This window comes from Nocardia sp. IBHARD005, assembly GCF_052814245.1.
The window spans coordinates 1,474,842-1,486,066 of the sequence record NZ_CP199935.1 but is presented as its reverse complement, the minus strand read 5'-3'; the positions used below and the strand labels follow the sequence as shown (position 1 = coordinate 1,486,066).

The following is an 11,225-nucleotide window of genomic DNA, read 5'->3' as shown; positions in this document are numbered from 1 at the left end:
CGAAGTGGGTGATCAGATGTCGAACTGGGTGGGGGTGGGGAGTGAGCAGAAATCCCGCCCTTAAGCCCAGCTCACGGGATGGGTGAGGTGGTGGTTGACCTCGCGAAAAACCCGCACCCGTTTGTATGCTTGATTCGCTAGAAAGTCGCGCAGGATTCGCGTCGCGGATCTCCACCAAGATCGACTATCGATTGGCCGAGACCACGAGAGACTCGCCCTTCCTCGGCGTTTCAGCGTGAGTGCCGACGGCGGGCAGTTCAAGGGCGCTCCTGCGTCGCGTCGCCTGCGGCGATGGCCTACGGCCACCCTTGAGCAACCCACCGCCTGCACTCGTTTTGCCTTCGGAGGAAGGGCCAAGGGAACAGTTGGGGAAACAACCGAACTGCGGCAGATAGATCCTCGGAGGCAAGCGAGCGAAGCTCGTGCGGCAGCACCTCCCAAGCCGCACCGGCTGGAACGCGACGAAGCCCCCGACCCGAATCACGGGCCAGGGGCTCCTGGTGGTGCTGTGTGCCAGTCTACGCGGGCGCGGTGTAGCCGCCCATGTCGTAGACGCGGCCGTTGCCGCCCTCGGCGGGGCCGACGAACAGCAAGCCGTCGATGCGGCCACCGATCGCGACGCCGTTGGCGCGGGCTCGACGCAGGCCGGTCCGGATCGCGCGCTGGACGTCGCGGTCCATCGTGACCGCGCGCAGGCCGTCGTCCTGGTCGTCGTCGTGGGCGTCGGTCTCGATGATGAGCTGCGTGTCGATCACCGGGTCGCCGGACTGCGCGACCGTCGGCCGACGGTTGACCCAGTAGAGCGGCTGGCCCTGGCTGTTGTGGCGGTGGCGCCGGATCACGGCGATGATTTCGCCGCTGACGCCGTCGCCGGGCTTGACCTCGCGGCCGAACGGGTTACGTGCGCTGCCGGTCATCAGCTCGGCGTTGATCTGGTCCAGGTCGGTCAGTGCGTTCGTCATGATTTTCATCCTTCGGTTCGTGTGGTGTTGCGGGAAGCGAGAGGCAAGGCGGGGCAGGCTCCTCACCTGCCCCGCAGCGATCGGTCAGCGAACCAAGCTCAGTACCTCCCCGTTGTCGTCGTCGGCCTCGGCGGTGGCGATGATTTGCGCGACACGGGAGTGCGACAGACCAACCGCGGCGCCGATCGTGCGGGTGGATTCACCGGCTGCGCGGCGGCGCAGGATCTCGGTGTCGCGGTCGATCACCGGATCGGTTTCCGGTGCTGTGGCAACCGGTATCGCCGGGCTGTCCAGTGCTGTCTGGTCGGTGTCCAGGGCTGTCCACTCCGCGTCTACCGGTGTCGGATCGCTGTCCAGTCGGGGCGGGCCGAAGAATGCGGCAGCCTGCGGCGGTTCCGGTGCTCGTGGGACCTCGATCAGCGCGGTCAGGCCGTGCGTGGCGGCCAAACCGGCCAGCGGGGCGGCACCGGCGACTCCTGCCGCGACGGCAGCGGGCAGCAGCCGCCCGCCTGATTCCGCAGCATGGAGGCCATTTCCGACCACGGAGACCAGCTCGGCGGCGAACAGCTGGGCCCAGAAGAACACCTTGGTCCCGGTCGGGATCGCGATGCCCTGTTGCGCGCGGCGCTGCAGCGAAACCAGCGCCACAGCCGACTGGACAATGGCCCCGTCGACGAAAATCGGGCCGACCCACGCTAGACGCGGGTCGATTCCGGCCATGACGGCCAGATCCGACAGAGCTGCGAAGCTCCACGCGAACGCGCCCAGCGCGATCACGACTGTCATCGCCAGTGCGGTGCCCTCGGCCCAGTCGATCCCGCCGGTAGACGGGCGCTTGACGGCCCGTACAGCAGTAGACACGTTCATCGTTGGTGTCCTTCCTGATTCATCGACGCGGCCCACGGGCTCCACATCGGGGTGTGCACGAGTCGTTCCTGCTCCGAATGCAGGGCGTGTCCGGCGAGCTGGTCGAGGGCGTTGTCCAGGTCGCTGGCAAGCTCTCGGTTACGGTCTTCCAGATCGGCGCACCGCTGCTCGGCGGCAGCCAGCAGCGATTCCAGCTCCGCGGCACTGCGGCCCTGTCCGGGCTCGGCCTGCCGCTCCGGACGGCGCGGCAGCCGGATCACCTTGGCCAACGTCACCGCCTGGACTGGTTCGGCCGTCGCGGTTGCCGGCATCGTCTGTTCGACAGCCGCGGCGTTCACCGGTCGGCTCCTGCCCGCTCGTCCTGACGCTCCATCGCGGTGGCCAGCGCGTTGCCTTGGGCGGTGTAGCCCGCCAGGGCGCTGGTTCGTGCGGCGACACTCGCGCCGAAAGATGGCACCGGGATTGCCGGGGTATAGCGGGCGTAGTCGGCGGATAGAACCGGGACGCGTTCAATGGCCGGAGACTGCGACTCCGGCTCGGTATCGGCTGCGCGGTCCTGTCCGGAACGCTCGGCGGCCTGCTCACGCCGCACATCGGCGAGCGTGCGCTGTTGGGCACGGATTTCGTCGGCCCGCTCGTAGGGCAGCCGGGTCACGTAGTCAGAGGTGAGCAGGCCCCAGTCGTTTCGGCTGATGCCGTTGACGCCCAGCTCACGGGCCTGGTCCCAACTGCGGGCCTCCACCGGACCGAGCGTGTCGCCCAGCTGGGACCGCTTCGACTCTGCGGCCCCCGGATCGTCGCGGTAGTCCAGGTAGGTGCCCTGCAAGGTCACCCACTCGTCGAGCCAGCGATCCTCGGCATGATTGAGCCAGGTCCGTGACCATTCGTCCTGGTCCACGCTGTCGGCGGGGTCGTAGTCGTCCTCTGCGCGGCCGTGGCGTACCGCGGCCCAGTGGGTGAAGTCGTGGCGCATCAACTGCTCGGCGTCGGACTCGGTGGTGAACTTGTCGGCCTGGTCGTGGGCGGTAGTGTCAGTCATTGGTTCGTGCCTTTCGGAAACGTCTGTGGAATAGGTGGGTTCGTGGCCGGGCCAGGCGCCGTGGCCGGTCATCTCTCGTGCTTGCATGTGCGATGACCACCGGGTGTCGCTCATGCCGGGCGGCTGCAATCCGCCCGGCATGAACACCTCGTGCGCCTGCTTCATCGCGTCGGGAGCGTGGATCCAGGCGTCGTGGATCTCGGTGAGCTCGCGCCACTGCGGCCCGACTGCCGGATCGGTGCTCCACTGGGCCTCGATCGCGCGGGCCTGTGGCAGCAAGCTCGCGTCTTCGTCGAATCCGCGGTCGTAGTGGTCCATCGCGCGGGCGAAGTCGGCCCGCCACAACACCTCGGACTCGTCGGCCACCCGGTCGGCGTAGCGGGCGATGAACGGGTCGTCCACATCGTTGGCGATGTCCGCCGTTGTGCTGGCGCTCTCCGATTCCGGAGCCAGCCACGGGCCGTGTCCGGTCATTGCGCGGGCCTGTAGGAGGCTGCGCCACAGCTCATCCCGCATTCCGGACGGCTGGCGGCCGTTGGGCATCAAATACTCGTCGGCCGCGCGCTGCATTTGTTCGGGCTCGTAGATCCATGACTCCCGGATCTCGGCAAGATCGAACCAATGGCGCGCGACGTCCGGATCCGCTTCCCAACGCTCCTGCAGCGTGCGGGCCTGATCGCGCAGCACAGCGGAGTGACCAGGTTCGCTCGCCTCGTTTGCCAGCGCGTACAACTCCCAGGCGCGGTGAAAGTCAGCCCGCCACAACACTTCTGACTCGTCCGGAACACGCAACGCGTAGAAGTCGATCAGCGACTCCTCAAGGTCGTCGGCATTCATCGCGCCGCCTCGTCCCGCTCGGCGCTACGCGCAACCGCCGCAGCGACGGCGTTGCCCGGGGCGTGGTCGGCCAGTGCGCTGCGCCCCGCCGCATCGGCCTGACGCTCCGGACTACCGAAACGATCCTTGGTCGGGGTTCGCGCAGCCAGCGTCCGCACTGCCTCGTCGCGCTCACCACGGAACTTGTCCCGATCAGCGACGGCCTGATCCCGCTCGGCGGTCAACACCGAAAGCTGCCTGGTCAGCTCCGCATTGCGGTCGGTCAGCTCGCCGTTGTGCTCGATCGACAGGCTGTGGCGCTGCCGCAAGCTGTCGCGGTCGGCAGCCACCCGCGCGGCGGCGGTACGGGCTTCCTGGGCCGCCTGGTGTTGCACGCTCACCTGCTCGTTGAGCGCCCGGTTCTGGACGCTCGCGGGTGATCCGCTCATGCGGTACAGGCTGGTGCTGCCGGGGTATTCCCAGTCGACCTCGGCATCGTCGATATCGAGCTCGACCCTCTCGCCAGCACGCCACTCGGCGCATTCGATGGTGCGGTCCGCGTACTGGAGTGCACCCAGCTCATCGGTGCGCACGATGACGTTCTCTCTCCGCACCTCGCGGCCGGTGACCGGGTCGGTTCCGGCAATCGAGATCGCGGTGCGGTGACCGGCTCGCGCCGTACCCGACTCCATCTCGAATTCGTGCTCGCCACGCCACCACGAGACAGCCTGAGAAGTGAACATGTGGTCACCGTGAACCGACCGGACATTGCCGCCAGGGTCTTGCCCGTACCGCGGGGCGACGTGCACGCTCATCGAGTCAGTGGTTTCAGGCACTCGCGCCACCGCGGTCCCGGCGTGGACAAGCGCTGCGGTCTCGCTGGGGTGCCAGCTCACCGATGACGCCGCACCGGCGTACACATTGACCTCGTACTTCGAGTTCGCGACGACGTTGTCGCATTCGTAGGCGACCTGCCGCAGCGGCAGACCAGCCGCTCTGACCTCGCGGGCAGCCGCACGCACCTCACGGTCGAGACCGGCAGTCTTCACCGGATCAGTGGTGCCGACTCGGCGCAACTCCAGTTCCGCACCACGCAGCTGCTGGACCGCGTCCTGCTGTTCGGGGTTCATGTCCTCCCACGCCAACGGCGGGCGGGCATTGAGCCGGGCCTGCTCGCGATTGCGCTGAGCGGCCATCACGCGTTCGTTGGCCTCGCGGCGCTCCTGCACCCAGGTCTCCGACTGCACCGCAGCGACCCTGGCGTTGCGTGCCTGGTCGGCGTCCATAGGCTTGAACACCTCACCCACCGGGCGGTCCGGGCGCCGATCGACCTGCGACAACGCGATCGCGACCTGACCTCGCTGCTCGAACGGCAACGGCGAAGCGTGCGTGGCCGACTCGATCGCGTACCGGATACGGGTCAACCGCTCGTCATCGGCGCGAACCGCGGCGACCGGGTACGCCCGGTCACGGCGCCGATCGTTGGCCGCGACCACCTCGGCGTGGTAGTCGCCGACGCGTTTGGTGCTCCACGCCTGCGCCATGCGCTGTTCACCGACCTGCGTGCGCAGGGTGTCGACGAGCTCGCGGCGCTCCTTACGCGACAGCTTCGGCATCTTGGTCTTGCCCGGACGGCTGCGACGAGAAGCAATGAAAGCCCGTGCTGCGGCCATGATCTGGCCCATCGCGCGGCCGGTGTCACGGGTGATCTCGTCTTCGGTGGCCGGGCCGCCGTTGGCGTGGCCGCTGTTGTTGTCCGATGTCATGAACATTGCGAATCTCCTTGTGTGAGTGGGTAAACCAGGGATCAGAGGTCGGCAGAGATGTGGATGTCAGGCATCGGCGGCCACTCGCTGCGGTCGTGGATCATCTCGGTTGCCGCTGCCAGGCGTTTGCGGTCCAGCCGCGAGAGTTGCTTGTTGTTGGGCCACCAAGCTCGCTCTTGGTACTCGCTGGTGAGCGCGGTGAGCTGGTCGTTGTTGACCTGCACCGGCGCGTAGTCGGCCCGTCCGGAGTTGTACGACAGTTCCCGGGCCAACCGCAGCAGCCGTTTGCACTCGGTGATCTCGGCGAGCAGCTCCGAAACGGTGAAATCGGACAGGTCGGTGACTTCGCGATCGGTCACGGTGACCACCAGATCGGGGCGGAACTTCGCACGGTCTGCAGCTTTTGCTGACTTGGCGCGGGCTTTCTGCTCGGTTGCCTGGCGATCGAGTTCGGCCTGCAGCGCGTCGTACTCGACGCGGTCAGCCGGGCTCAACCGCAGCCGATGAACGTGGTCCTCGGCGCGAAGCACGGCGTCGGATTCCAGTACGGCGACGACAAGGGCAAGTACGCCGATTGAGGCGAGCACGGCGACGACGGCGGCCTCGGTGTTGGCTGTCATGGTCAGTTCTCCTTCTTGATGGGGTTGCGGTTGGTACGGCGGGTCTCGTAGCGGGCGCGACGCTGCGCCAGCGCCTCGATATGCCGGCGGATCCAGCTGCCTGTATCGGCGACGGCGTAGAACGCCATCTGGATCGACTCGTTGACGCCGGGGCGTCCTGCGCAGTGCCACCAGCCGAACGCGGCAATGGCCAGCACGTACAGCGACAGCGGACCGGGCAGCGGCAACACCGCCACCGCGGTGCCAGCAACGGCTGTGGCCGCTACTGCTGGTCCCCAAATACGCACTCCGTCACGGGCTTTGGTGGCGCGTGAGACGTGCGGGGCGATGGTGCGGCCGACGTGTCCGCCATCCGGAACGACCGGCACGAGCTGAGCGGCGAGCTTGTGCGCCGCGGTGCCCTGCATGTCGGCGGCAAGGCTGTCGAGCACGGACTGCTCGTGAGCCTTCGCGGCGGCGCTACGCCCGCCCAGCTCCTCGCCGTGCTCCTCGGGATCAGGTAGTGGATTCGGGATAGCCATGATGAATCTCCTTGCGGTCAGTGCTGTTTCAGGCCGGGCGGCGCTTGGACATGTCGATCACCGGTGCCAGATCAGCGGTGTCCGCTTCGGCGGTGTCGGTGAACCGGTCGAGCCCAGCCAGCGGACGCATCCGCTTCAGCTCGCCGTCATCGAGGGGCGACACGCGCCCCCAGCGGGCACGTCCACCGGAGACCTGGACGACGTCGCCCTTCTGCATGGCGCGCAACCTGTTCGGCGGGACAAGGAACTGGTCGGAGGACTGCACGTTGCCCTCGTCGCCCGCGGCGTTGCCGCCGATCAACTTGCGGCTGAGCTCGAATTTCGGGCGGGTGCCGTAGATCTTGGCCAGGGTCTCCGGGTCGGTTGACCGGCCCAGCAACGAACCACCCGATGCCGCGGAGACCAGTGCGGTGCGGTTGTCGTCGTCGTGGCCCAGGCCTTGCCAGGACTGCGCGATCCACCACGAGCCGATACCGGCCTTGCGCAGGCGTTCGACCCACTTGACTGCGCGGGTCTTGCCGTCAGATACCGCGGAGAACTCGTCGACGACGAGCAGGCTGGTGCGGCCGTGCTGCTTGTCGGCCAGCTGCTCGAACATCGTTCCCAGCGCACCGAACTGGCTACGCGCCCGGTCGGGGGTCTTCACACCTTCGAGCACGATGTAGATCAGGTCGAAGTCGGTCAGTTCCTTGTCACCGTCGAACGCGGTGCCCAGCGACCGGTACAGGTTCGCGAACTCGGCGCGAGCGGAGTTCATGACCGGCTGCTTGCCGTCGATGGTCGAGGCGATCTCCATGTCGATGCCCTGCACACCCGACCACGGAGTAACGCCGGCCTGTCCGCCCCACAGGGCCGAGAGCTTGTCGACGTCGAAGCGCGACAGGAATTCCAGCCACGACCGCGGTGGGTTCTCCCCCAGCGGCGTCGGCACGCCGTTGATCAGGTCGACCCGTGCCGGGGCGTCCACGATCAGGTGGATCAGGGTCTCGCGGATCTCGTGGAAGTACCGTTCGGTGTCGGTCGTCGGCGTCGAGCCGCCCGAGATCATCGCCGACAGGATCGACCGCAGGTCCTCCACGGTGGCGTTCCACATGCCCAGCGACACGTCGTCGGGGAAGATCCCGATCCGGTCGGCACGCACTCCCAACGCGGAGAACCACTTACGCATCCGCGCCGCGACCTTGCGCGACTCCGGACCACCGTTGCAGTCGACAACGACCACCAGCGGGCGACCGGGCCGATCGGCACGCCACCACTGCCGGTGACGGGTCCAGGTCGTCACAAACCAGGACACCAGCACACGCAGCATCAGCGTGGTCTTGCCCGATCCGGACGACGCGACCGAGGTCATGTGCTCAGCGACGTTGATCCACGGCAGGATCAGCCGGGTCTCGGTGCGCCCGAACAGCGTCCGGAGCAGGTTCTGCGGCGGCGCCTGGTCGGTCTGGGTCGACAACCGGCCGATGACCAGCTGCGGGCTCGCCCACCCCGATGTGAACGGCAGACGCCGGCGTGACAACCTCGCCGCGGCACGCTGCTCGCGCTGCGCTTGGGCCCACAACGCCCGCTCGGTGCGTGCCGGGGACTTCAACCCCACCGTGGCGAGCTGCACGCGGCGGTTGGCGTGTGCGACGGTCGCGGTGAACCACGCCATCGGCACCAACACCACAGCCATCCCGAGCAGACCGGCCGTGTACTGGCCGTCCATGAACTGCCGCGATGCCTCGGTCGCCATCGTGCCCGGCGCCAGCACATCCCACGCCCACAGCGCGGTTGCGCCCGGCATCGCGATCAGGCTGCCGATCAGCCAGTTCCGCAGCCGGGTCGGCTGCCATCCGAACATGGTCGCGGGAACCAGGATCATGATCGTCATCACCAGGATCGCCACCACGCACGCCGCCATCAGCAGCGCGCCATCGGCGACGCCGTCGAGCGAGATCTCACTGAGTTTGGGAATCCACCCGATCGGGTCGGAGTCCAGCCCGATCGGCGGCATCGTCGGGTCGACATTGATCTGCGGGGAGTTGGTCGGTGTCGCGGTCAGGACCGGCGTCGGCGCGTACGGCCCGCAGTCTGCCGGGGTGATCATCGGGGTGCAGCTCATTGCGACACCGCCTTTCCGTTCTCGGTTCGGTCTGTGACCTGGGGGCTTTTGTGATCAGCGGCTCCGCCCGCGATCACCCGGAGCCCGGGTCGCAGGTCGGGAGAGGACGTCTCGGCCTTCTGCTTGGCCAGGAATTCGTCCAGATCGAACAGCCGCATCAGCGGCCCGTTCGTGGTGTCCAGACCCTCCGCAGCTGTCCGGATCACCTTCTTGACTGGCTCGTCGCGACAGAAGTAGGCCAAGCCGACGCATTCGGCCGACTTCGCTACCCGGTGGGCCTGGAACACCGCACTACGCGCCGCGACAATGCTTTTCGCTGTCAGCTCGACTTCGACTGCCCACAAATCACCAGAAGCGGTGTAGTAGCGGCCGTCGTGAATGTGCTGCCGCGACTCGCCCTGCTTGGTCGGGCCGACCTCCCCACGCAGCAGACGCTCTGCGACCCAGCGGTCGAGGTCGGTGCCAGTGAGCGCCAACCGCAGCTGAAGGACAGCCTTCGTGTGCGCGGCCATCTTCGGCGTAGGCACCCAATAGCGCACCTGCCTGCCCAGCAGCGCCTCCGCCGACGATTTCGTGGGGAAGATCCAGGACGGTCCCGGCACCGGGCGCAGGCGCCGATCGCTGACCATTCCGGCGGCCGTCCACTTCGCCGTGATCCGGTAGGCACGGTTGACGCTCACGTCCAGCATGTCCGCGACTACATCCATTGGTGCGCCGTACATTTCGGCCAGGATCGTGAGGCCGGACATGTCCCGCGGTGAGAGTCGAAAGCTCATCGGTCCATCCCTTCTCGTTCGGCATTCCGGGCGAGCGCGTCGGCCAGTGCGCTGCCCGATGACGTGTAGTTGGCGAGCGCACTCGGCGGCGCACCCCATGCCGGACCGGGATCTCCGGTCGGCTCGTCGAACTCGGCGCGGTCTATCCCCCGGCGCTCTGCGGCGCGCAGCTGGCGCTCGCGGGTGGCCTTCGCCAGCGCGGCTCGCTGTGCCTCGGTCGGCTGACGCTTCGGCGCCGCTTTCGCCACGTCGAAAAGGTGCGCCACCAGCGGTTCTCTCCGGCTGCCACGTGATCGGGTGATCCGGCCCGCAATGTCTTGGCCGTTGGGGCGCAAACCCTCAGCAGCCAACTGGCGGCGGGTCCGCAAATGCTCTGGCGCGGTCCGCCATTCGTAGGTCGGGATTCCCTCGCTCATCGCGTCACCTGTGTGGGCTGAACACGCTGCACGTGCACGCAATCGGTGCGTTCCACCTCGTGGGCCCGGCAGATGTTCGGGGACTCGACGTAGGACTGCTGGTCAACCCAGGCAATCGAGCAGCCGACCATCCCGATCAGGACACATACGGCCAGCACGATCAGACGCAGAGCAGGCGGCAGGTGGTTCACCGGGGCGTAAACCGCACCGACACCGGCGAACTCCGGGCGAGACATCGACCCGAGCGCGCTACGGCCAACCGCGTTGTGGTCTTCACGCGGCGACCGGAACAGTCCGGCGCTCATCGCTCGACGCCGTCGCGCTCGGAGGTGCGTGCGACCGCATCGGCGATCGCATTGCCCGATCCGTGGCCGACCTGCTCGCTCACAGGCTGCGGGTACTCGCGAATCCTCATCGCGATGTCCCGAGCCGACGTCAACCAACTGGTCACACCCGGGGCGTAGTGGGCGGCGGCGTCAAGACGGTTCGTCGCGCCCTCGACGTTCACGCTCCCGTACTCGAGCGAGAGGTAGTCGACCTCAGGGTTCGGCTTGTTGTATCGCTCCGCGTACGGTTCCAACGCCCCATAGCGGGCATGCAATGCGACTATGCGGCGCTGCAGGATCTCCTGCGCGGCAATGACCGAGTCCAATTCGTCCAGCAGATCCTCGGGGTCGAAAGCCGGTTCGTCGATGCTCATCGCCGCACCCCCGCCCGCTTCGACGAACGCCAGAGCCACACAGCACCGACGACCATCAGGACGAATCCCAGGACGTCCGGCGCGATCAGGACCATGCACCCGACCGACAGCAGCGCTACGGCGGTCATGAACGTCTTTGCGCGCATTACCGCTCACCACCCTTGGCGTTCCTTGCCCGACGACGCCGCGACTGCGCCGATTTCAGTGCGAGCCGCGTGTAATGCGCCTTGCGGGCCTGATCGGCCCGGTAGGCGCGCTCCTCCGCGCTCAGCAACCCGTCAGGGTCGACCAGACGGTCAAACTTGCTCAGCATCGCCGCGCGTGCCTTCGCGGTTCGCTCGGCGCGATCGCCGGTTCGCGCCCACGACTCGTGCGCCGCGATCCGCGCCTGCAGGGTGCGCTCGGTCGGGGTGCTCATGCGACACCGCCAGTGGTCAGCTCTGCCGGACGAACCAGCGCCAGCAGTTCGGAACGCTCGACGCGGAGCAAACGACCGTTGATCCGGTACCCAGCGATATCGCCGGACGCGATCCAGTTCCGGATCGTCTTCGAGTCGACGTCGATCAGCCCGGCAGCCGTCTTCAGGCTGATCAGATTTCGCGACTCCGATACGGATTTATCCACGTTCCATCTCCTTG

General features: G+C 67.3%; 15 protein-coding genes. All 15 read right to left on the bottom strand.

The window, feature by feature from the left end:
• Positions 1–518 precede the first annotated feature (518 nt).
• The 15 genes from ACTWPB_RS06850 to ACTWPB_RS06780 all read right to left on the bottom strand — a co-directional run bounded on the left by ACTWPB_RS06850 (position 519) and on the right by ACTWPB_RS06780 (position 11,211).
• A complete protein-coding gene (locus ACTWPB_RS06850; RefSeq protein ID WP_446224841.1) occupies positions 519–962 on the bottom strand; it encodes a hypothetical protein in 444 nt (147 codons plus the stop codon).
• A gap of 84 nt (positions 963–1,046) precedes the next feature.
• Positions 1,047–1,829 carry a DUF2637 domain-containing protein gene (locus tag ACTWPB_RS06845; RefSeq protein WP_446224840.1) on the bottom strand — a complete coding sequence of 261 codons (783 nt, stop codon included), beginning with the start codon at positions 1,827–1,829 and terminating at the stop codon, positions 1,047–1,049.
• The gene (locus tag ACTWPB_RS06840) at positions 1,826–2,167 is read right to left on the bottom strand and encodes a hypothetical protein (RefSeq protein ID WP_446224839.1); all 342 of its coding nucleotides are present in this window, start codon (positions 2,165–2,167) and stop codon (positions 1,826–1,828) included. Before ACTWPB_RS06840 ends, ACTWPB_RS06845 begins: the two co-directional genes overlap by 4 nt.
• Positions 2,164–3,705: a hypothetical protein gene (locus ACTWPB_RS06835; protein ID WP_446224838.1), complete on the bottom strand. Its 1,542-nt coding sequence runs from the start codon at positions 3,703–3,705 to the stop codon at positions 2,164–2,166. Before ACTWPB_RS06835 ends, ACTWPB_RS06840 begins: the two co-directional genes overlap by 4 nt.
• Entirely contained in the window at positions 3,702–5,456 is a 1,755-nt protein-coding gene (locus ACTWPB_RS06830; protein WP_446224837.1) for a hypothetical protein, read from the bottom strand. Before ACTWPB_RS06830 ends, ACTWPB_RS06835 begins: the two co-directional genes overlap by 4 nt.
• Positions 5,457–5,491: 35 nt before the next feature.
• Positions 5,492–6,070, bottom strand: a complete 579-nt coding sequence (locus ACTWPB_RS06825; RefSeq protein WP_446224836.1) for a hypothetical protein — start codon at positions 6,068–6,070, stop codon at positions 5,492–5,494.
• A 2-nt stretch (positions 6,071–6,072) separates the two neighbouring features.
• A complete protein-coding gene (locus tag ACTWPB_RS06820) occupies positions 6,073–6,591 on the bottom strand; it encodes a hypothetical protein (RefSeq protein WP_446224835.1) in 519 nt (172 codons plus the stop codon).
• A gap of 28 nt (positions 6,592–6,619) precedes the next feature.
• Positions 6,620–8,695 carry an AAA family ATPase gene (locus tag ACTWPB_RS06815; protein WP_446224834.1) on the bottom strand — a complete coding sequence of 692 codons (2,076 nt, stop codon included), beginning with the start codon at positions 8,693–8,695 and terminating at the stop codon, positions 6,620–6,622.
• Positions 8,692–9,471 carry a hypothetical protein gene (locus tag ACTWPB_RS06810; RefSeq protein WP_446224833.1) on the bottom strand — a complete coding sequence of 260 codons (780 nt, stop codon included), beginning with the start codon at positions 9,469–9,471 and terminating at the stop codon, positions 8,692–8,694. The genes ACTWPB_RS06815 and ACTWPB_RS06810 overlap by 4 nt, the downstream gene beginning before the upstream one ends.
• The gene (locus ACTWPB_RS06805) at positions 9,468–9,887 is read right to left on the bottom strand and encodes an RRQRL motif-containing zinc-binding protein (RefSeq protein ID WP_446224832.1); all 420 of its coding nucleotides are present in this window, start codon (positions 9,885–9,887) and stop codon (positions 9,468–9,470) included. Before ACTWPB_RS06805 ends, ACTWPB_RS06810 begins: the two co-directional genes overlap by 4 nt.
• The gene (locus ACTWPB_RS06800; protein WP_446224831.1) at positions 9,884–10,192 is read right to left on the bottom strand and encodes a hypothetical protein; all 309 of its coding nucleotides are present in this window, start codon (positions 10,190–10,192) and stop codon (positions 9,884–9,886) included. The genes ACTWPB_RS06805 and ACTWPB_RS06800 overlap by 4 nt, the downstream gene beginning before the upstream one ends.
• Complete coding sequence (locus ACTWPB_RS06795) at positions 10,189–10,587, bottom strand: hypothetical protein (protein ID WP_446224830.1); 399 nt, start codon at positions 10,585–10,587, stop codon at positions 10,189–10,191. The genes ACTWPB_RS06800 and ACTWPB_RS06795 overlap by 4 nt, the downstream gene beginning before the upstream one ends.
• A complete protein-coding gene (locus tag ACTWPB_RS06790; RefSeq protein ID WP_357373104.1) occupies positions 10,584–10,733 on the bottom strand; it encodes a hypothetical protein in 150 nt (49 codons plus the stop codon). The genes ACTWPB_RS06795 and ACTWPB_RS06790 overlap by 4 nt, the downstream gene beginning before the upstream one ends.
• Entirely contained in the window at positions 10,733–11,005 is a 273-nt protein-coding gene (locus ACTWPB_RS06785; protein WP_446224829.1) for a hypothetical protein, read from the bottom strand. The genes ACTWPB_RS06790 and ACTWPB_RS06785 overlap by 1 nt, the downstream gene beginning before the upstream one ends.
• On the bottom strand, positions 11,002–11,211 hold the full coding sequence (locus ACTWPB_RS06780; RefSeq protein ID WP_446224828.1) for a helix-turn-helix domain-containing protein: 210 nt from the start codon (positions 11,209–11,211) through the stop codon (positions 11,002–11,004). The genes ACTWPB_RS06785 and ACTWPB_RS06780 overlap by 4 nt, the downstream gene beginning before the upstream one ends.
• Between the last annotated feature and the right edge of the window lie 14 nt (positions 11,212–11,225).